Annotated in this window: 18 protein-coding genes; 15 read left to right on the plus strand and 3 right to left on the minus strand. The window is 64.7% G+C overall.

Annotated features, from left to right (window positions below; genetic code table 11):
- Positions 1 to 90 precede the first annotated feature (90 nt).
- The 11 genes from J2W49_RS19055 (at position 91) to J2W49_RS19105 (ending at position 13,183) form a co-directional block, all read left to right on the plus strand.
- Entirely contained in the window at positions 91 to 1,053 is a 963-nt protein-coding gene (locus J2W49_RS19055; RefSeq protein ID WP_310320061.1) for an NAD(P)H-dependent flavin oxidoreductase, read from the plus strand.
- A complete protein-coding gene (locus J2W49_RS19060; protein WP_310320064.1) occupies positions 1,044 to 2,600 on the plus strand; it encodes a long-chain-fatty-acid--CoA ligase in 1,557 nt (518 codons plus the stop codon). Before J2W49_RS19055 ends, J2W49_RS19060 begins: the two co-directional genes overlap by 10 nt.
- 643 nt (positions 2,601 to 3,243) lie before the next feature.
- Complete coding sequence (locus J2W49_RS19065; RefSeq protein ID WP_310320067.1) at positions 3,244 to 4,719, plus strand: APC family permease; 1,476 nt, start codon at positions 3,244 to 3,246, stop codon at positions 4,717 to 4,719.
- A 260-nt stretch (positions 4,720 to 4,979) separates the two neighbouring features.
- Positions 4,980 to 6,311, plus strand: coding sequence for a type I glutamate--ammonia ligase (locus J2W49_RS19070; RefSeq protein WP_310320069.1), 1,332 nt, complete (start codon positions 4,980 to 4,982; stop codon positions 6,309 to 6,311).
- Positions 6,312 to 6,318: 7 nt separating this feature from the next.
- Positions 6,319 to 7,065, plus strand: a complete 747-nt coding sequence (locus tag J2W49_RS19075) for a type 1 glutamine amidotransferase (RefSeq protein ID WP_310320071.1) — start codon at positions 6,319 to 6,321, stop codon at positions 7,063 to 7,065.
- A gap of 10 nt (positions 7,066 to 7,075) precedes the next feature.
- The gene (locus J2W49_RS19080) at positions 7,076 to 8,341 is read left to right on the plus strand and encodes a cytochrome P450 (RefSeq protein ID WP_310320073.1); all 1,266 of its coding nucleotides are present in this window, start codon (positions 7,076 to 7,078) and stop codon (positions 8,339 to 8,341) included.
- A 7-nt stretch (positions 8,342 to 8,348) separates the two neighbouring features.
- Positions 8,349 to 9,599, plus strand: a complete 1,251-nt coding sequence (locus tag J2W49_RS19085; RefSeq protein ID WP_310320074.1) for an NAD(P)/FAD-dependent oxidoreductase — start codon at positions 8,349 to 8,351, stop codon at positions 9,597 to 9,599.
- Positions 9,596 to 9,916 (plus strand): 2Fe-2S iron-sulfur cluster-binding protein, encoded by a 321-nt coding sequence (locus tag J2W49_RS19090; RefSeq protein WP_310320076.1) that lies wholly within the window; start codon positions 9,596 to 9,598, stop codon positions 9,914 to 9,916. Before J2W49_RS19085 ends, J2W49_RS19090 begins: the two co-directional genes overlap by 4 nt.
- 74 nt (positions 9,917 to 9,990) lie before the next feature.
- Entirely contained in the window at positions 9,991 to 10,692 is a 702-nt protein-coding gene (locus J2W49_RS19095; protein WP_310320078.1) for a helix-turn-helix transcriptional regulator, read from the plus strand.
- Positions 10,693 to 10,871: 179 nt separating this feature from the next.
- The gene (locus J2W49_RS19100; RefSeq protein ID WP_405001053.1) at positions 10,872 to 12,050 is read left to right on the plus strand and encodes an MFS transporter; all 1,179 of its coding nucleotides are present in this window, start codon (positions 10,872 to 10,874) and stop codon (positions 12,048 to 12,050) included.
- A 23-nt stretch (positions 12,051 to 12,073) separates the two neighbouring features.
- On the plus strand, positions 12,074 to 13,183 hold the full coding sequence (locus J2W49_RS19105) for a class II histone deacetylase (protein WP_310320080.1): 1,110 nt from the start codon (positions 12,074 to 12,076) through the stop codon (positions 13,181 to 13,183).
- A gap of 80 nt (positions 13,184 to 13,263) precedes the next feature.
- Here the strand turns inward: J2W49_RS19105 and J2W49_RS19110 are convergent, their stop codons facing one another.
- Genes J2W49_RS19110 through J2W49_RS19120 form a run of 3 tightly spaced genes read right to left on the minus strand, consistent with a single transcriptional unit; the run spans position 13,264 to position 15,997 of the window.
- On the minus strand, positions 13,264 to 13,899 hold the full coding sequence (locus J2W49_RS19110; protein WP_310320082.1) for a nitroreductase family protein: 636 nt from the start codon (positions 13,897 to 13,899) through the stop codon (positions 13,264 to 13,266).
- A 50-nt stretch (positions 13,900 to 13,949) separates the two neighbouring features.
- Complete coding sequence (locus tag J2W49_RS19115; protein ID WP_310320084.1) at positions 13,950 to 14,495, minus strand: cytochrome b; 546 nt, start codon at positions 14,493 to 14,495, stop codon at positions 13,950 to 13,952.
- Between the two features lie 50 nt (positions 14,496 to 14,545).
- Positions 14,546 to 15,997 carry an aldehyde dehydrogenase family protein gene (locus J2W49_RS19120; RefSeq protein WP_310320086.1) on the minus strand — a complete coding sequence of 484 codons (1,452 nt, stop codon included), beginning with the start codon at positions 15,995 to 15,997 and terminating at the stop codon, positions 14,546 to 14,548.
- A 241-nt stretch (positions 15,998 to 16,238) separates the two neighbouring features.
- Between J2W49_RS19120 and J2W49_RS19125 the strand changes: the two genes are divergently transcribed.
- From J2W49_RS19125 to J2W49_RS19140, 4 genes are all read left to right on the plus strand, one after another.
- Positions 16,239 to 17,216 carry a helix-turn-helix domain-containing protein gene (locus J2W49_RS19125; RefSeq protein WP_310320088.1) on the plus strand — a complete coding sequence of 326 codons (978 nt, stop codon included), beginning with the start codon at positions 16,239 to 16,241 and terminating at the stop codon, positions 17,214 to 17,216.
- Positions 17,217 to 17,482: 266 nt separating this feature from the next.
- Positions 17,483 to 18,853 (plus strand): aspartate aminotransferase family protein, encoded by a 1,371-nt coding sequence (locus J2W49_RS19130; RefSeq protein ID WP_310320090.1) that lies wholly within the window; start codon positions 17,483 to 17,485, stop codon positions 18,851 to 18,853.
- Between the two features lie 59 nt (positions 18,854 to 18,912).
- Positions 18,913 to 20,094: an ABC transporter substrate-binding protein gene (locus tag J2W49_RS19135; RefSeq protein WP_310320092.1), complete on the plus strand. Its 1,182-nt coding sequence runs from the start codon at positions 18,913 to 18,915 to the stop codon at positions 20,092 to 20,094.
- Between the two features lie 168 nt (positions 20,095 to 20,262).
- Positions 20,263 to 20,946 carry a TorF family putative porin gene (locus tag J2W49_RS19140; protein WP_310320094.1) on the plus strand — a complete coding sequence of 228 codons (684 nt, stop codon included), beginning with the start codon at positions 20,263 to 20,265 and terminating at the stop codon, positions 20,944 to 20,946.
- The last annotated feature ends 159 nt before the right edge of the window (positions 20,947 to 21,105 follow it).

Consider the following 21,105-nt stretch of genomic DNA (forward strand, 5'->3'; position numbering starts at 1 on the left):
GACACCCAGTCTGGCCGTCGTCGCGCGCCTAGATTGGCGCTTTTTTCAACCCACTCGCACTTGGAAAAATAGTGTGAACAGGCCCTAGCCATGCATCCTTCATTCAATGCCCTGCGGCTGCCGGTCATCGCCGCGCCACTGTTCATCATCAGCACGCCGCGCCTGGTGATTGCGCAATGCAAGGCCGGCATTGTCGGCTCGATGCCGGCACTCAACGCCCGGCCGGCCGAGCTGCTGAGCGACTGGCTCGCCGAGATCACCGAAGCGCTGGCCGCGCACGACCGCGCCCATCCGGACTCGCCGGCTGCACCGTATGCCATCAACCAGATCGTGCACAAGAGCAACGATCGGCTGGATCGCGACATGGAGGTTTGCGCCCGGTACAAGGTGCCGATCGTCATCACCTCGTTGGGTGCACGGCCCGAGATCAACCAGGCGGTGCACGCGTGGGGCGGCATCGTGTTGCACGACGTGATCGATGACCGCTTCGCCCGCAAGGCGGTGGAAAAGGGCGCCGATGGTTTGGTCGCCGTGGCGGCCGGTGCTGGGGGACACGCGGGCACCACCAGCCCGTTTCCGCTGGTGCAGGAAATCCGTCGCTGGTTCAAGGGGCCGCTGGCCTTGAGTGGCGCCATCGCGTCGGGCGGCGCCGTTCTGGCTGCACAGGCGGCGGGAGCGGACTTCGCTTACATCGGCTCAGCCTTCATCGCCACAGACGAGGCGCGGGCCGATGACGCCTACAAACAGATGATCGTGGAGAGCAGCAGCCGCGACATCGTCTACAGCAATCTTTTCACCGGCGTGCACGGCAACTACCTGCGCGGGTCTGTGGTGCGGGCGGGGCTGGATCCCGACGCGCTGCCGCACAGCGATGCCAGCCAGATGAACTTCGGCAGCGATCGCGTCAAGCCGTGGAAGGACATCTGGGGCTGCGGTCAGGGCGTGGGCGCGATCGATGCGGTTTTGCCAACCGAGGCGCTGGTGGCGCGGTTGCAGCGCGAATACCGATCGGCGCGCGAACGTCTGAGCCTGGAGGCACTGGCATGTACCTGACGCAAGGACTGCACCGCGTGCTGCAGCAGCGCCCGGACGCGGTGGCTACCGTGTTCGGCCAACGCCGCACGAGCTTCTCGCTGTTGGTGGACCGCGTCGCCCGGCTGGCCGGCGCGCTGTCGAAGCTTGGCGTATCGGGCGGCGACCGCATCGCGCTGCTGGCACAGAACAGTGACCGCAGTGTCGAATGCCTGCTTGCCGCCTGGTGGCTGGGCGCGGTGACCTGTCCGTTGAACACGCGGTGGAGCGCACCCGAGATCGCCTATGCACTCAAGGACTGCGGCGTGCGTGTGCTGGTGGTAGACGATGCGTTCGCGTCGCTGGTACCCGAGCTCAAGGCACTGGCGCCGGAGCTGGGCCCGGTCATCCACGCTGGCGAGCAGGCCACGCCTGAGGGACTGCTGGCCTGGGAGGACCTGATCGCTGCTGGCGAGTCACGGGAAGACGCCCGACCGGCCGGCGACGCGCTGGCGGCCATCCTCTACACCGGCGGCACCACCGGCACGCCCAAGGGCGTGATGCTGTCCCACGCGAACTTCTGGATCTCGTCGGTCGCGCGCATGGCCGAAGTGCCCAATCAAGTACAGGCCGTGACGCTGCTGGTGGCGCCGCTGTTCCACGTGGCAGGCCTGGGGCGCTTGGTGTCACAGCTCGTGACCGGGTCGACCAGTGTGCTGCTGCCCGCGTTTCGTGCGGAGACCGTGCTGGCAACGCTGCAGGACGAGCGAGTGACCGACGTCGTGTTGGTGCCCAGCATGTTGCAGATGCTGCTGGACCATCCCTCGTTTCCATCGTGCGATTTACGTCACCTCGATCGCATCATCCACGGCGCGTCACCGATCTCGCCTGGACTGCTGGAGCGCGCCATGAAAGCGCTGCCGAATTGCGGATTCCAGAGCGCCTACGGCATGACCGAGACCGCAGCCACGGCCTGCAGCAACGGGCCGTATCGCTGGAGCGAAGGCACCACGCTGGGACCGCAGGCGCTGGCGGCGGGCCGGGTGTGCTATGGCAACGAAGTGCGCGTGGTCGATGCCGACGGTCGCGAAGTGCCGAGCAACACGGTAGGCGAGATCACCATCCGCGGCGCCAACGTCATGCAGGGCTACTGGAACAAGCCGGCCGAAACCCGCGCGGCCCTGCGCGGTGGCTGGCTGTTCACTGGTGATGGTGGTTTCATGGACAACGCGGGCTACGTTCACATCGTCGACCGCGTCAAGGACATGATCATCAGCGGCGGCGAGAACGTCTATTCCGCTGAGGTCGAGGGCGCGTTGTCGCGCCACCCTGCCGTTGCCGCCTGCGCCGTCATTGGTGTGCCGAGCACCGCATGGGGCGAAGCTGTGCATGCAGTGGTCGTGCTGCGGCCGGGCGAGACAGTCAGCGCCGAAGCGCTTCGCGCCCATTGCCGAAGCGCACTGGCGGGATACAAGTGCCCCAAGACCATCGAGTTCCGGGAAGCGTTGCCGCTGTCGCCGGCAGGAAAGGTGCTCAAGACCGTGCTGCGCGAGCCGTTCTGGGGCAGCAGCGCGCGACAGATCAACTGACCTTCGGGCTGTGTATGTCGATGGTTTTCAGGTTGGCAAGAGGCGGTCTCGATTCCTGTGTGGCGCACCATCAACCCTGGTTCCATTCATCGGGATGTGACCTGCGACATAGCCTGTCTCAATGGCGAGACAGAAGTCTTCACCCGCGTGGTGGGTGTTCCCCCCGGCTGCGAAGATCGCAACCCCGAGCCCACGTCGATCACCGGCGTGGGGCGATGAACCGCCGGGGCAGTACTCGACAAGGGGGGCCACGTCGAGTTTGGCGGCGGCTGACGAGCTGATGTTCCTGCCGCCTGCTGGCGCCGGATATCGATTGCGGTTGGATTTTCGTCACGGCAGATTGGACTGGGCAATCTGACTGCCGAGGGGTGGGGTGCAGCTTCGACGCCGCGCCATCGCGCGCAAGCGCGCTCGGATCAGACGGGCCATTGGAGGTCTCGGAAGGCGGAAGGGTCAAAAGCCCGAGTCGGCACCTTGCGAGGAAGGGGCCGGGTATAGGTTCCGGAAGCTGAACAGTTGCCGATCCGGGCTAACCGCTGCACCAGGAGCGCCCCTAGAGTGGCGACAGTCGCGGAGGTTCCGCGATACCCCATGTGCCGGCGCGGGGATTTGTTATCGGCAGCAGACAGGCAGTGAAAACCACATGGCAGTCGTCCACCCACCGTTAGAGCAGGAGAGTCCTGCGTACCCGCCTCATGGCGGGCCTCACGAGCTTCGCAAAAATTCGCTGGGTCTCATCGCCGTGACCTTCATGGTCATCTCGGCGGCCGCACCGCTCACCGGTGTCGCCGGGGCCGTGCCCATCGCCTTCCTCCTCGGCAACGGAGCTGGCGTGCCCGCCACCTTCCTGTTCATGACCCTGATCATGCTGGCGTTCTCGGTCGGCTATGTGGCCATGTCCCGCCATGTGCGCAACGCGGGCGCCTTTTACGCCTATGCGGCCCGCGGTCTGGGTGGTTGCTGGGGTGGCGCCACCGCCATGGTCGCTCTTGTGGCCTACAACGCCTTGCAGTTTGGGCTCATTGGTCTGCTGGGCGGCGTCTCCGCAGGTGTTTTTGCCGAATTCGGTCTGGTGATGCCCTGGTGGATCTACAGCCTGGTCGCCGTGATTTTGGTCGGCACTCTGGGTTACCGGCAGGTGGATCTGTCGGCCAAGGTGCTGGTATTGCTGGTGCTGCTGGAGTACATGATCGTGCTGCTGGTGGACTTCGCCATTCTGGGCGCGGGGGGCGACAGTGGTTTGTCGATGAACCTGTTTGACATGTCGGCGATCACGTCGGGCTCGTTCACCGTGGCGGTGCTCTTCTGCCTGGGCTCTTTCATGGGGTTCGAAGCCACTACCATCTACGCCGAAGAGGCCCGCGACCCGGATGTCACGATCCCGCGTGCCACCTACCTCTCGGTGCTGCTGATCGGGCTCTTCTTCGTGTTCACCACCTGGTTGATGATCGCCGGGGTCGGTGCGGCCAACCTGCTCCCGACGCTCCAGGGCTTGCAGGACCCGACGAGCTTTTTCTTTGAATTGGCAGGTCGATATGTGGGCGGGCCGGTACCGGCCATTGCCGGGGTGCTGCTGGTCTCCAGCCTGTTTGCAGCACTGTCGGCGTTCCACAACTACATCGCACGCTACAGCTATGTCGCGGGCCGAGAAGGTCTGCTGCCCGCCGCGTTCGGCCGCACCCACCCGACACACCAGAGCCCGCACGTCGGGTCGGTGGCCCAGAGCATCGGTGCGCTGATCGTGCTGGCGGTCTTCGCGGGTCTGGGCCTTGATCCCATACTCAACATGTTCACCTGGATCTCACAAATCGGTGTGTTGGGGGTGCTCGGGATGATGTCGATCACCTCGCTGGCGGTGGTTGCGTTCTTCCGCCGGCACGCGCACGCATCGCTGTTCACTGCCTGGGTCATGCCAGTGATGTCTGGAGTGATCATGGCCGCGCTGTTCGTGTACATCTTTGCCAACTTCGGTGACCTCACCGGAACGCAGGGCGCGAGTCTTGGGGTCATCCTGCCTTCGTTGATTCCTGTGGCCGCTGTGGTGGGCTGGCTGCTGGCCAGCCGCCTGCGGTCTTCCAGTCCAAAGGTGTTTGCCAACATGGGTGCCAGCCGCAGCTGAGGCGCAGGCCCTTGCGGGTCCGGCTGCGCATCCAAGGTTCCAGGGGGAGCAATCCCCCTGGTTTTTTTCGTCTGCACCCCATCGGCGGGCGTTCCCTCCTCTCCTCTCATCTCATCTCATCTCATCTCATCTCATCTCATCTCATAAGACGATGGTGTATCTGACTTGGTTTTCCTACATTGGATTGCCTGGCACAACACAGAGCAAAACGCATTGATCAATGTCAAGGCGCTCTCCATTCACACCACCTGAGCAAGAACATGAGACAAGAATGTGCGGACCGATTTCTCACCATTGCCGTTGTCGATACCAACGGCCTGCTGCGGGGGCAGAAGGTGGCTGCCAGCGAGCTGCCGGGCATCCTGGCCAGCGGCATGGGCATGTCGCCAGCGCAGCTGGCACTCGACCCCACCGACGTGTTCCTGAGCATGCCCGGCGTCACCGACGGAACCGGTGACTTCCACGACTGCGCACTGGCGGTGGACACCAGCAGCCGCCGAGCGATTCCCTGGGAGGTGCAGTCCGACCAGGCGCTCTACCTCGCCGAGTTCTCCGGTGACGCCCAGGCCTTCTGCCCGCGCAGCGTGCTGCGCAAGGTGCTCGACCGGGCTGCGGCCATGGACGTTTTTCCCAAGCTCGGGTACGAGCTGGAGTTCACGCTGTTCAACGAGACCGCCGAAAGCTTGCAAGACAAGCAATATGACAACCTGCGCACCGCCACCGCCCACGCCAGCCACGACCTGGTGATCTACCAGGCTGCGCAGTCCGAGTTCTACAACGGCGTGGCCGATTTCTGCGAGCCCCTGAACATCCAACTGGCCAAGATGCACGAAGAGATCGGCGGCGGTTTCATGGAGGCCTGCGTCGCGGCCAACACGGCCATGGCCGCGGCCGACCAAGCCGTGCTGCTGAAGAACTTCCTGCGCGTGTTCGCGATGCGCCGCGGCCAGACCATTTCCTTCATGCCGCGCTGGTCGGAGCAGGCCGACAGCCAGTCCAGCCACATCCACATCTCGCTGCTGGACGGCGCCGGCGCACCTTGCTTCTGGGACGCAGACGCGGAGCACCAGATGTCCCGGCGCTTCCGGCATTTCCTTGCGGGTGTGCAGCGCTACCTGCCCGAGTTCATGCTGGTCTTTGCGCCGACGGTGAACAGCTGGCGCCGTTTCGCCGAAGGCACGTTCGCGCCGCCGGCCTTCACCTGGGGCATCGAGAACCGCACCACCTGCTTGCGCGTAGTGGGGCACAGCCCGCAATCGATCCGCGTGGAAAACCGCCTGCCGTGTGCCGACGCCAACCACTACCTGACGGCCGCCGCCAGCATCGCGGCGGGCCTGGCCGGCATCGAGGCCCGGCTGGAACCCAGCGCGCCCACCGTGGGCAACGGCTACCTGCCCGACGCCCGCCACGGACCGCCGCTGCACCACAACATGCAGGCCGCGATCGCGGCGCTGCGCGGCTCGGCCTGCGCCAAGGACTGGCTGGGCGAACGCTTTGTGGAAACCTTCAGCGCCACGCGCGAGGCGCAGTGCAAGTCGTTCGTCGGCAAGTCGCTGATCGACGAACGCCGCCGCTTCTTTGAACTCGGGTGAGGCGAGTATGCGCATTGGCATCCTCGAATGCGGCCAGACCAGCCCCGACTGGATCGAAGAACACGGTGAGATGGCCGCACCGTTCCCACCTTTCCTGCGCAGTGCCGATGCGGCGCTGGGCTTCCAGATCTACAAGGCGCACCGCAATCAACTACCGGCCACGGCCAACGAGTGCGACGCCTGGCTGGTCACCGGTAGTCCGGCCAGCGTACACGAGCGCCTGCCCTGGCAGCCGGCGCTGGCGCAGTTTCTGGTCGACGCGGTGCAGCAGCGGCCGGTGGTAGGTATCTGCTTTGGTCACCAGCTGCTGCACGATGCGCTGGGGGGCGTGGTGCAGCGCTCCGACAAGGGCTGGGGCGTGGGTGTGCAGGACTACCCGCTGCAGAGCGTGCCCGGCTGGGCACCGCCCGGTGCACCGGACGGCGACACATTCCGCCTGATCGCGCTGCACCAGGACCAGGTGACCATGCCGGCCCCGGGCACCCGCGTGCTGGCGGGCAATGCGTTCTGTCCGCTGGGCATCACCACCATCGGCAACAACGTGCTGACCATCCAGGCCCACCCCGAGATGACCACGCGACTGGCGCGGGCCATCTACGAATCGCAGCGCGCCGAACAAGGTGACGCGATGACCGACGCCGCCGTGCAGAGCCTGCAGACCCGCATCGACAGCCGCCCCGCAGCGCACTGGGTGCTGGCCTTTCTGCGACACCGCCTCACCAGCCTCGAGTCCACTGTCCGCCCCGCATCCTGAAGGGAACTTCATGACCTCGCTCACCACCCACCGATCACTGACCCACGTCGACCTCACCGATCCTGGCGTCTGGCACCAGGCCGTTCCCGCCGACGAGTTCACACGCCTGCGCCGCGAATCGCCCGTGGCCTGGAACGAGCGCACGGACGGCCAAAAGGGCTTCTGGGCCGTGACCCGCTACGACGATATCGTTGCGGTGTCGGGCAACACCGGCGTGTTCTCGTCCCGCAACGGCGTGATCAGCCTGGACGACTTCGACGACGCGCAGAACGACGCGCGCCGCACCCTGCTGGAGATGGATGCGCCCCAACACCCCAAGATGCGCATGATCACCGTGCCCGGCTTCATGCCGCGGGCGGTGGCAGCGCTGGAAGCCTCGGTGCGCAGCACCGCCGCGCGCCTGATCGACGAGTTGCTGCAGTCGCCCCAGGTGGACGTGGTGGAGGTGCTGGCCAAACAACTGCCCATCGTCACGCTGTGCCGCGTGATGGGCATCCCGGAAGAACGGCGCGACGACATGATCCGCTGGAGCGACCAGCTGATCGGCTCCGACGACCCGGAGTTCGTCGACCCGGCCGTGGCCGTGGTCCCGGAGGCCGAGCGGCGGATGCTGCCCTTCGGGCACCCGGCCTCGCTGCAGGCCTTCGAGCTGGGCCTGCAGCTGGCGCAGGAGCGTCGCAGCCAGGGGACGGACGACATCGTCACCCGGCTGGCACTGGGCACCTGTGACGGCCGGCCGCTGTCCGACGCCGAGTTCTGCAACTACTTCCTGATGCTGGTGGTGGCCGGCAATGAGACCACGCGCCACTCCATCTCGCATGGCATCAAAGCCTTCTGTGATTTCCCTGGCCAGTGGGCGCGCTTCCGCTCTGGCGAAGTGGATCCGCGGGTGGCTGCCGACGAGATCTTCCGCTGGGCCAGCCCGGTGCACTTCGTGCGCCGCATCGCCACCGCCGACACCGAGCTGGCGGGCGCGCAGATCGCCCGGGGCGACAAGGTGGCCATGTACTACGCCTCGGGCAACCGGGACGAGGCGCACTTCGACGCCCCGCACCAGTTCCGCATCGACCGAACGCCCAACCACCACATGGCCTTTGGCCGTGGCGGGCCGCACTTCTGCCTGGGCACGCACGTGGCCAAGCTGCAAGTGAGCGTGCTGCTGGAGGAGATGGCCAAGCGCGTGGCATCCATGGCGCTCACTGGGCCGGCCGACCGTCTGCGCAGCAACCACGTGCACGGCATCAAGCGCCTGCCCGTGGCGTTCACCCCGGTCTGAGGTGTCCATGCGCACACCCCATGCCGTCATCCTGGGCGCCGGGCACGCCGCGGCGCAACTCGTGGCCAGCCTGCGCCAACAGGGCTGGCAGGGGGAGATCACCCTGGTGGGTGAAGAGCCCTTGCTGCCCTACCAGCGCCCGCCGCTGTCCAAGGCCTACCTCGCGGGCCAGATGAGCCAGCAGCAGATGCTGATCCGCAACGCCGCGGCTTACGAGAAGGCGGGTGTGAATGTCCGCCTGGGCGTGCGGGCCGAGCGCATCGACCGGGAGCAGCAGCAGGTGCACCTGGGCACCGGCGAGGTGCTGGACTACAGTGCGCTGGCCCTCACCCTGGGTGCACGCGTGCGTGAGCTTGCGGTGCCGGGCGCCCAGCTGCCCGGGGTCTTCTACCTGCGCACCATCGCCGACCTGGACCGCATCAAGGCCCATGCCGCATTGAGCGGATGCCGACGCGCGGTCATCGTGGGTGGTGGCTACATCGGCCTCGAAACCGCTGCAGGGCTGCGTCAGTTGGGCCTCTCGGTGAGCTTGCTGGAGGCCATGCCGAGGCTGCTGCAGCGCGTCACCAGTGCCGAGGTCTCGGCGTTCTACCACCGCGTGCACACCGAAGAGGGCGTGGACATCCGCTGCGACAAGAACGTGCAGCGCGTCCTCGGCGAGGCTGCGGTCACGGCGGTGCAGTGCGAGGACGGCGAGACCTTGCCGGCGGACCTGGTGATCGTCGGCATCGGCGTGCGGCCCAACGTGGAACTGGCCGCCGCTGCCGGGCTGGCCACCGGACACGGCATCCGGGTCAACGAGTTCGCCCAGACCAGCGATCCGCGCGTCGTCGCGGCCGGTGACTGCACCGAGTTCTTCAGCGAGGCCCACGGGCGAGCGCTGCGCCTGGAATCGGTGCCGCACGCCATGGCCCAGGCCACTTGTGCCGCGGCCACGCTGTGCGGCAAGTCCGTGCCCTACCGGGCCCAGCCGTGGTTCTGGTCGGATCAGTACGACCTGAAGCTGCAGATGGCTGGCTTGTCGCAGGGTTTTGAGCAGAGCGTGGTCCGCGGAGACAGTCGCCAGGGGCGCAGCTTTTCGGTGTTCTACCTCGCAGGCGGTCGCCTGCTGGCCGTCGACTGCGTCAACCGCCCCAAGGACTTCATGCTTGGCAAGAGGCTGATCGCGGTCTCCGCAGAGATTTCAGCCCATGCGCTTGCCGACGAATCGCAGGACCTTGGCCGCTGGCTGACCAACCAAGAAACACTCATACCATGATCAACATCACTTTCATCGATCACCTTCAGCAGGCCACCCGCGTGCAGGCCGACGTCGGCACCTCCCTGATGCAGGCGGCCGTGGACAACAACATATCCGGCGTGGTCGGGGAGTGCGGGGGCTTCTGCTCCTGCGCCACCTGCGTCTGCCATGTGGATGCGTCCTGGGCGGACCGGCTGGCGCCGCCCGAGGCCATGGAGAGCGCGATGCTGGAATCCGTGGCGGCCGACCGACCGAACAGCCGTTTGTGTTGTCAAATCACTCTGAACCAGGATTTGGAAGGTCTGACGGTGCACCTGCCCGAGAGCCAGTACTGAGCGGCTGGGACGAGGCGGTCACAACCGGCGGGGCCGACAGATCCGTGTGCACACACCAGTGATCGGGCTCGTTGATGGCGACTTCGGATGTCTTGGACGATTTCAAGCGGGCCCTGTTTGCCCTGATTCACCGGCTGATGCCGGTGGACGGCATCCGGTTTTTCATTTACGTGCCCTGGGCGCAGCTGCAGCAGGACAGCGCGTCACACGCTCATCTGGACACCATGCTGCGCCAGTACGCCGAGACCTACTGGGCGCTGGACCCGATGCACCCCTCGCGCTTCGAAGATCAGGACACGGTGGTGGTGTCGAACTCGATGCTGATGTCCGACGCCGACTGGCGCCAGAGCGAAATCTTCACCGGCTTCTACCAGCCCAACGGCCACTTCCACAACTGCGACGTGTTTCTCAAGCAGCAGGGCCGCATCGTGGCGGTGCTGTCGCTGGTGCGGCGCGACCCGGTGCAGCCCTTCACCGAGGCCGAGGTGGACAGACTCAACCAGGCCCAGCCGTTTGTGGAATACAGCCTGGGCGCCATCCACGTCTCCAGCCGCGTCATCAGCCGCGCCAGCTTGTCGGAACTTTTTCACCTGACGCCGCGCGAAATGGATGTGGTGGAGATCGCAGTCACAGGCGTCAGCAACAAGGCGCTGTGCAGGCACCTGGGTATTTCCCTCCCCACCCTGCGCAGCCATGTGCAGAGCATCTACGCCAAAGTCGGCGTGCGCTCCAGCTCGGAGCTGATCGCCAGGCTGGCGCCGATTCAGTTCAACTGAGACTCGGTGCCCAGAGTTCTCAGACAAACCTCAGTGTTGGGCATAGCCGTATCTGTTGCTCATTTGGGCTACCGCCTTCGGGGTGTGCGGCCGAATACTGATGTCCACAACCGTTTCCGGGTGGCCTTCGCGCCCTTGGGTTGCACTTATCGCCGGCAACTGTTTATGGAGCTGCTATCTTGAAACCCTCAAACACCCTTTCGATCGAGGGGGGGCTCGCTGGCCCCTTGTTCACGAACCTTGCCGTGGTGGCACTGGTCGTCTTCTCAGCGCTCGCGCCGCTGCTCCTGCTGGTCGCGCCAGCGGTGGCAACGCAACTGGCCACACAGCTTGGATGGGGTCCATCGCAGATCGGAACCTACTTTTCGGTGGAGTTGGGCGGGCTGAGTCTGGCTACTTTGCCTTCGCTGCTGTGGCTGGGCCGTGTCAATGCTCGGCACGTGGCGCTGGTGGCCGCGCTGGTCTTTGCCGGAGGCAACCTGGCGACTGCCTTGTGGATGCCCGAAGATTTCAACACCTTGTTGGCGCTGCGTGCCTTGACCGCATTCGGAGGCGGCACGCTGATGGTGTTGTGCATGACCAGTGCCGGCGTGAGTCCGAACCGCGACCGTGTCTACGGGCTGTGGGTGCTGGGCCAATTGGTTGCTGGCGCCGTTGGGCTGTATCTGTTGCCGCAGATGTTTGACGCCCTGGGTTTGCGCAGCCTTTATGCCGCGCTGGCCATGCTCACCCTGGTCGCCATGCCGCTGATTCGTGGCTTCGATCCCTTTCTGGGCCGAGCGGCGCAGGCCGCCGCCGGGGCTCGGTTGTCCGGTGTGGGGCTGGGCGTTGCTGCATTGTCGATCGGTGGTGTTCTTGCGCTCTACCTGGCCATCGGTGGTGTTTGGACCTTTGTTGGAACAGCGGCCAGGCAAGCGGGTGTCGATGCCGCAGCTGACGGCACGCTGCTGGCACTGGCCAGCCTGATGGGCATTGCCGGTGCGGCAACCGCCTCGTGGATCGGTGATCGCTGCAACCGGTCCATCATGATGCTGGTTGGCTACGGTCTGCTCGTGCTATCGCTGGTGGGCCTCGCGCAGTGGACCACCGTTGTGGGCTACGGTGCGGCTGTATTTGCTTTCAAGTTCGCCTGGACCTTCGTGTTGCCTTTCGTGCTCGCTGCGGTGGCGAATCAAGACCCTTCCGGGCGCTTGATCTCCGGCTTGCATTTCGTCATCGGTATGGGCCTGGCTGTTGGCCCGCTGCTCGCTGGGGTGCTGCTGGAAAGGGGTGCAGGCCTGACGGTGCTGTTCCTGAGCGCAGCAGCCATCGGCGCGGTCTCTTGTGTTGCCCTATTGCGTGTGGAGCGTGCGCAATGAATCCACTTTCGAAAAACGACACCATGCCACGAACCGCCTTCTTCACGGATGAACGAACCTTCTGGCACAGCGGCGGGTTGCACGCACTGGTGCTGCCTGTGGGGGGCTGGGTACAACCGCCATCGGCGGCAGCATTCGCCGAGTCCCCCGACTCCAAGCGACGCTTGTTGTCCCTGGTCCAAGTTTCCGGCTTGGCGGACGCCCTGCATGTGTGCAGCGCGCCACCGGCTTCTGATGAAGACTTGCGGCGCATCCATCCGGCCGAGTACCTGGCTCGCTTCAAGGCACTGAGCGACGCGGGTGGTGGTGATCTCAGCGGCTCTGCGCCTTTCGGCCCGGGCAGCTACGAGATCGCGGCCCTCTCTGCGGGGCTGGCGCTCGGCGCGATGGACGCGGTGCTGACCGGCCAGGCGCGCAATGCCTTCTCGCTGTCCCGACCGCCGGGGCACCATTGCCTGCGTGACACCCCGATGGGTTTTTGCCTGCTGGCCAACATACCCGTCGCTATCGAAGCCGCTCGCAAGAACCACGGCCTGGGTCGCGTGGCCGTGATCGATTGGGACGTTCACCATGGCAATGGCACCCAATCGATCTATTACGACGACCCGAACACGCTCACCCTGTCGCTCCACCAGGATCGTTGTTTTCCACCGGGCTACAGCGGTGCTCAAGACCGCGGCGAGGGCGCAGGACTCGGGGCCAACATCAACATCCCGTTGCCCCCTGGCTGTGGCCATGAAGCCTATCTCCATGCGTTCGATCGCATCGTCCTGCCAGCGCTCGATGCCTTTCAGCCGGAACTCATTGTGGTTGCCAGTGGCCTGGATGCCAACGGCGTCGACCCCCTTGCCCGCATGCTGCTGCACAGCGAGAGCTTCCGAGCCATGACGCGCCTGACGCAAGAGGCCGCGCAGCGCCATTGCGGGGGGCGTCTGGTGATCGTGCACGAGGGCGGATATGCAGAAGCTTATGTGCCCTTCTGCGGACATGCCATTGTCGAGGTCCTGGCGGGCGTGCGCACGGAAGTGTCCGATCCGGCGTTGGAGTTGCTCATCGCCCAACAGCCCAGCGAGCCCCTGGTGGCCTTTCAGCGCCAATGGATCGATGCACTGGCAGACCAGCTTCTGGGGTAGCGGCTCCACGCGAACGCCTTGGCAGGGGAGGTTGCCGCGATGACTGTGGCGCGTGGGTGTGCTGGCTCGCTTCGCGCCGCTCACACGATGGACAGAATTTCCTCCACAGGTCGGCGCGTCTTTCGTGGCCAATTGCCCTGTCCAGGACGTCCAATGGCCACCAACATCACGGGCAGTTCGGTCGCGCTGATGCCGAACTCGGCGCAGACGGCCTCGGCATCGAATCCACCCATCGGCGCACTGGCCAACCCCATGGCCTGGGCCGCTGTCATCAGCGTCATGGCCGCAAGCGATGCCGATCGAATGGCCTCGTCGCGCTGCTTCGCAGGCTTGCCGCGCATGCCCCTTTCGGTGTCGCTCGCCCATGCTTCCAGACCTTCCTGGTCGAGGTAGCCGGCATCGAGCATGGGCTTCATGTTGGCGCGGATCCGCTCGTGGCCATTGAGGGCGCCGATGACGATGACCGTCACAGCGGCCTGCGTCACCTGATGCTGACCGTAGGACAGGCAGCGCAATTTTTCCTTGCGGGCGGCAGACTTCACCGCGATGAAGCGCCAGTTCTGCAGGTTGTAGGAACTGGGCGCCTCGCAGGCGTAGCCGATGAGTTCGGTGACCTGGTTGTCGTCGATGGCGAACGCCGGGTCGAAGTGGCCGGTGGAGACGCGGGCGCGAATCAGTTCGAGGGCTTGCGCGCAGGTGTCGAGTTGAAGGGGCATGGGCGGTTCTGGCTGGATGGTGGGTTGTGGTGATGACAGAGTCGGTGGGCTCACAACATCCGCTTCAGGACATCGTTGTCGGGGTTCTTGTCGAAGTAACGGTGCTTGATCACTCCGGCCAGATGGAGCACCACCACCGCAAGCAGGGTGTAGGCCATGATGGCGTGCAGCCAGTCGGCGGCTTCGTAGACGGCTTCGCTCTTCGGGAACAGTTCCGGCACATGGATGCCGAAGAAGGTGATGCCGTCGCTGTACTCGAAGGTGCTTGAAAGGGTGTAGCCCGTGATCGGGATCATCACTATGAGGAAGTAGATGGCCCAGTGAGCGAAATGCGCCAGCTTGCGGTCGAAGGCCGGCAGGCTCGCGGGCAGCTCTGGCGGCACGTAGCGCAGCCGGTTGCTCAATCGGATGAAGACGAAGAGGAAAGCCAGCAGGCCGAAGGACTTGTGCCACCAGTACAGCTGACCGAGGAGCTCCTCGCGCTCTTCGTCAAAGGGCGTCATGTACCAGCCGCCAAAGATCTGGCCCAGGATGAGAATGGCCATCAGCCAGTGCATCACGCGCATGCTCGCCGGGTACTTGTCGTGGTTCGTCATGTTCAGTTCTCCTGAAGTCGGTGGTGGGGTGGGTGTTGGTGGGCATCGGGTCAGGGCAGCAGCACGGTGATCACCTTTTCTTCGGTGTAGGCCAGTGCGCCGGGCAAGCCACCCTCGCGGCCGATCCCGCTGGTCTTCAAGCCGCCCCAGGGCAGGTTCGCGTCGAGCGGGCTCCAGCAGTTCACCCCGACGGCGCCCACCCGCATCGCGCCAGCGACCTTGTGCGCGCGTTCCAGGTTGCTGGTCCACACGGTGGCTGCGAGTCCGTAAGCCGAGTCATTGGCCAGCGCGATGGCTTCGGCTTCGGTCTCGAACTCGATGACCACGCCCACCGGGCCGAAGATCTCCTCGCGTGCGATGCTCATCTGGTTGCTGGCCTTGCCGAAGATGGTGGGTCTGACGAACCATCCCTTGCCGCCCTCCGAGACACCACCTGCCAGCAGCTCGGCGCCTTCTTCCATGCCCTGGCGGATGTAGCGGTTCACCCGCTCGTGCTGTGCCTTCTTGGCAACCGGTCCCATCTGCACGCCCTCGTGAGAAGGATCGCCCACGGTCACCGATTTCGCGGCCTGTGCCAGCGCGGCGGAGAATTTTCTGGCAATGCCTTTCTGCACCAGGATGCGTGAACCCGCTGCGCAGACCTGCCCCTGGTTGATGAACAGCCCCATCGCACAGCCGCGCACGGCGTCGTCGAAGCGGGCGTCGTCGAACACGATCTGCGGGCTCTTGCCCCCCAGCTCCAGGGTCACCCGCTTGAACAGCGGCGCGGCGATGCGCTGAATGGCCGCGCCCGCTTCGGGGCTGCCGGTGAAGCTGATCTTGGCCACCTGCGGGTGCTCGCATAGGGCGCGACCCACCACCTCGCCCAGGCCCATCACGACGTTGACCACGCCGTCGGGGAAGCCCGCTTCCTGACACAGGGTGGCCAGGTGCAGGGCCGACTGGGGCGTCTCTTCCGAAGGCTTGATGACCACCGTGCAGCCTGCGGCCAGCAGCGCCGCCAGCTTCCAGGTGGTGATCATCAGGGGTGAATTCCACGGCACGATGGCCGCGACCACGCCCACCGGTTCTCGCACCGTGTAGGACAGCGTGCGCACACCCATGTAGCCGCCCGAGGGGATGGTGCGGCCTTCCAACTGGTTGGCCCAACCCGCGGCGGCGCGCAGGTGGGCCACCGCGTTGGGCACGTCCATCATGCGGGGTTCCATGCGCGAGCGGCCAATGGCCTGGGCGTCCATGTCGGCCAGGATCTCCAGATCGCGCTCGACCAGCGCGGCCAGGTTGTTCAGCAGCGCCGCGCGGTGGGTGCCGTTGAGCTTGCTCCAGGCCCCGCCGTACAGCTGGGCGTGCGCTGCTGCGACGGCGCGCTCCACGTCGTCTGGGGTGCCACTGGCGGCGGTGGCATACACCTGCTCATCCACGGGGTTGATCAGGTTCAGTCGGGCGCCGTCCGAGGAATCGGTAGGCGCGCCTTCAATGAAGTGCTTGAGGTGCTGGGTCATTGGAAATGTCGGGTGGGTGGCGCAGTCGTTGCGCGATCGCTGAACGAGCGCCGAGTGTCGGTGCGCTGTTCAGAGTTCCTTTAGCCCAAATCAGCAAGTCGTCACGAACAACGAGACGCCCTGCGGGTAACCCCGGGTATCTATCGGCAAGGGTGCAGGGGCACACTTCTTGCTGCAACAGGGAGCACTTCGATACGGGCTGCCAGATGCCCACATTCGGACCACGCAGACCGGGGATCTCATGAACACCAGAACTGATCGCTTCAATGACGTGCATCTGCACGCCACATCGGTGCATGGCTGGGGGCAGACCTACAGCCAGTTGTCCGCAGGCGCCGCGCAATGTGCCCTGTCCCAGTTCTCCACCGCGCGGATTCATGCTTTTCGCGAGCACATCAACCAGCGGGTGGTCCAGCAGGGTGAAGCGCCGCGCGGACAGATCTGTTTCGCGGTGCCGCTGGCCGTGACGGGTGCGGCGCGCGTACAGGGCCGGGCGGCGGACGACAAGTGCATCTTCGTGCTGCAGGGCGGAGACGAGTTCATGTTCCACATGCCCATGCACATGGACATGCTGTCGATCACCTTTGAGCGCGACGCCTTCGAGCGCGCGATGTCGGGCGCCCCTTGGCCCAGTGGCATCGATGCGCTGCTCAGGCAGCCTGTGGTGCAGGTGCCCGGCCACCGGTTGGCGGAAAGCCGCAAGCGCCTGCTGGCCCTGTTCAACGCGGTGATCGCAGCCCCCGAGGAGGTGTTCACGCCCGAGGCGGAACAGCAGGTCGAGCAAGCGATGCTGGGCGAGTTGATGCGTCTGATTTCGGACCCCGCGTGCGACCGGACCCAGCGCCATGGCAGTTCGTCGCGAAGCTTCATCGTGGAGAAGTGCCACCGCATCACGGTGTCGGACGCCGCCAATGCGCCCAGCGTGGAAGAGTTGTGCAAACGGCTGAAGGTCAGCCGGCGCACGGTGCAGAACAGCTTTCAGAGCGTGACCGAGACCAATCCGGTGAACTACATCCGCAGCGTGCGTCTCAATGGCGTGCGTCGCGAACTCATGGCCACCTGCGCGAGTGAGCTGTCGATCGGGGACGCGGCCGCGAAGTGGGGGTTCTTTCACCTGAGCCACTTCGCATCGGAATACCAGGAGCTGTTCATGGAACTGCCTTCGCAAACGCGGCGCGCCACCCGCGTGAACCTGGCAAGGCAGACCGCGACCGCCTGACACCTGTGCAGCGGCGCCGCGTGCCAGCCGAGTCTGGCTCGCTTGAAGGCAGGCTACCAACGCTTGCCGATTCGGGCTAACCCCAAGCGGTTGGCCAGAACCAGAATCACCCACACCAAAGAAGTGCGCCGGAGCTTGCGACGCCCGGGTCGTCGTGCATCTGCACCGCGCCCAGGTCGCTTGCATGCCGCGCCACTTTTCCCTCATCGATGTTCCTTGCCCCTGGCAGGCGACATCGCCGATCCACTTTTATCCAAGGTGCCTCTGTGAACGAACACGAACTGGAATCCCTGAGCTTCTCCGACGCCCCCAAGATGGTGTCTGCCACTTTCCCCGGCCCCAAGGCGGTCGAAGCGCTGGCGCTGTCCGCGCGCACGGAGTCGATGGCGCGCGGTGGTGGGCGCATGCCGGTCGTCATGGACCGTGCGTTCGGCGTCACCATCAAAGATCCGGACGGCAACACCTTCGTCGACTTGTCTGCCGGTGTGGGCGTCAGCAGTGTGGGGCGCTGCCACCCCAAGGTGGTCGAGGCCATCCGCCAGCAGTCCGGGGTGTTGATGCACGCCATGGAGGTCAACAGCTCCAAGCGCACCGAGCTGGCAGCCAAGATCTCCGAAATCATGCCCGAGGGGCTGCGCGGCGACTGCATCACCTTCTTTGCGCAAAGCGGCAGCGACGCGCTCGAAGCGGCGGTGAAATTCGCCAAACGCGTCACCGGCCGCCACCAGATCATTGCCTTCCACGGTGGCTACCACGGTGTGTGGAATGCCTCGAACGCGCTGACCACAGGCACGGCCTACCGCAAGGGTTACGGGCCCTTCATGGGCGGCGTGATCCACGCACCGTATCCCTATGCCTACCGCTTCCCCTTTGACACCACCCACAAGAGCGCCGAGCAGATCGCTGGCGAATATGTGGACTATCTGCTCAACACGCCCTACACCGCCGCCGACGATGTGGCGGCCGTGATCGTGGAGCCGGTGCAAGGGGAGGGGGGCTACGTGCCGCCGTCGCCTGAGTTTCTGCAGCTGCTGCGCAAGGCCTGCAACAAGAGCGGGGCGCTGCTGATCGTGGACGAGGTCCAGTCGGGCGCGGGCCGCACCGGCAAGATGTGGGCGGTGGAACACTCAGGCGTGAAGCCCGACATGCTTACCTTTGGCAAAGGCATGGGCGGCGACGTGCCGATGGCGGGTCTGGTGATGCGCTCCGACCTGGCCGCGAAGATCCCTGATGGTTCGGTGCCCAACACCTTCGCCGCCAACTCGCTGTCGGCAGCGGTCTCGCTGACCAACATCGCTCTGCTGCAGGACCCGGAGCTGGACCTGATCAACCGCGCTCACCAGCTGGGCCTGGAAGCGCAGGAATACATCCGCGGATTCAACAGTCCCTACATCGGCGAAGTGCGTGGCCGTGGTCTGATGATCGGCATCGAGCTGGTCGAAGACAAGGTCACCAAAGAACCCCTGACAGGTGAAAAGCTGGGCAAGCTCATGGGCCATGTGCTGAGCCACGGCGTGTTGATGGTGCCCTGCGGTCGCTACACCAATGTGATGCGCGTGATGCCTTCGCTGACGATTCCCCGCAAGCTGCTGTTCAAGGCGCTGGACGTGTTTGGCGACGGTTTGAAAACCCTTTGAAGCCACATGCATGGATGCACCGTGACCGATCGTCGGGGCTGGCCCTGCGTAGCAGCGCCATGAATGCACGCCTTGATGTCCATCCATTCCGGTGCCTGGCTGGTCGGCTCCGTCGTACCGCTGTTGCCGTGATCGTCCTGCTGGCGTCGCCGCTCTGCACGGCCTCCTGGTCGGCTGAACTGGTGGTTGTGCAGGTGGCGCCGTTGACGGGCGAGATGGCGCACTACACCCATGAGCTCAGGACGGGCATGCAGCTGTACTTTGAGCGTGTCAACGCCGCTGGTGGCATCACAGGCGACACCTTGCGGCTGGCGTCGCTGGATGATGCTGCAACGCCAAAAAATGCCATCGCCCTGATCGAACAGGCCGCTGTGTTGCACAAGCCCATTGCCTTCATGTACCTGGTGGGGCCGGAGACCATCGCAGCCGCCAATGATGCTGACGTGTTCAGGCGGCTTGGCATACCCCTGCTGGGCAGCTCACCCGCTGCCGTTCAGTTGCGAAGCCCCTTGAGATCACACGTCTTTCACCTCACGCAGGGCGAGGATGCGGAGTACGCGAAGCTGGTCCAGCAACTGCGCACCATTGGCCTTCGCAAAGTGGCATTGATCCACTGGGACGATGTGGCGACCCTGGGAGAAGTCCGGTACTTTGAACAGTTCGCGGGCCTGGCGCCCGCCATCGAAGTCGTTGATCGCATTCCCGTTGTCGCAGGCAGTGGAGAGCTGAGTCTTCCGATTGAAAGGGTGGCAGCCACCTCGGCTCAAGCGATCGTCTCCATGTTGCCCGTTGAAGAAACCGCCAAAGTTCTGAAGTCGTTGCGAGAGCGTGGCCGCCAGACACCGGTCTATGGGGCTTCTTACAACGAATCTGGACGTTTGTTCGATCACGCGGGTGAGGCGGCCTCGCGTGGCATGACCGTCACCCAGATCGTCCCCAATCCCTTTGGCGGGACCTTGCCCGTGGTGCGCGACTACAACGCCGATCTCAAGCGCCATGGCCCACAGAGTGCAAGAGCGGGCAGCTTGTCGCTGGAGGGTTACCTGGCTGCCAGATTGCTGGTGGAGGCGATTCGATCAACGCCTCAACCCGTGACGCCCGCGGGGCTTCGAAATGCGCTGGAGCAGCGCAGCCCGTTCGATCTGGGCGGTATCAAGGCCACCTTCAGCGCAACCGATCACGTGGGCCTGGATTTTGTGGACATCGGCGTGGTCACGTATGGCGGACGTTTGCGCTATTGACGGTAGCAGGCGTGCGGGTCGCGCGGCATGACAGCCAGGCGATCTTGAAATGGGCACCCGTCGCCGTCTCGTGCCAATCCGGGCTAATCGATTCAGATGCAGCAGCCCTAGCATCAGCCCCGGTAAGTTCTAAGCCCCACCCACGACCCCTCCTTGGAAAGAGACATCATGAAGACAACTACCCGTTCCTCCGTCGTCGTCGTCGGCGCGCTGCTGCTGGTGAGCGCGGCCCTACCTGTTGCAGCTGAAGGCCTTGCCTTCAACGTCGGTCTGGTATCGCTCTACAAGTTCAACGGCATCGACCAGAACGCAAGCGAACCCAAGAACGTCAGCCCAGCCCTGCAAGGTGGCGTGGACTACGACTTCGGGAATGGCTTTTATGTCGGCAACTGGAACTCCACCGGCAAGTTCGGTGCAGAGAGCCGGGCGAAGGTGGAGATCGATCTGTACGGCGGTTACCGCGGTGAGTTCGGCGAAGGCTGGAACTACGATGTGGGCGTCATCCGCTTCATCTACCCGAGGGACAACAGCTGGAACGCCAACGAATGGTATGCCCGCCTGGGATACGGCATCTTTTCTGCGCAGTACGGTCATGGCCTGGGCAACGGCAACAAGACGGCGCGCCTGCAGCTCTCACTCGCACAACCCTTGAGCGAGAAACTCACCCTGGATGCGGGGGTTGGTTTTCGCAACCGGCACAACATGGACGGTGCCAACGATGCGTTCGTCGGTCTGACCTATGACCTGGGTGCCGGGCTGATCGTCGCCGGGCGGATCAGCGGGGCAGAAACCGACAAGGTGGGTGATGCCGGCAAAGCCAGGCTGGTGGCGAGCCTGATCAAGGCATTCTGATTTGACGCAACGCTGAACAAACCTCACGTAGCCAAGAACAGCTCGACTGGCCTGCAGACCAACTGACGGTTTGAGGCTGGTTCCGGCGAATCTGAGATAGCGGCCGAGCGTTCGCTAGCCACAACAACCGGTCATTCAAAGAGTAAAGCTCTCGTGTGC

The sequence above is a fragment of the Hydrogenophaga palleronii genome (assembly GCF_031457455.1).
Lineage (GTDB): Bacteria > Pseudomonadota > Gammaproteobacteria > Burkholderiales > Burkholderiaceae_C > Hydrogenophaga > Hydrogenophaga palleronii_A.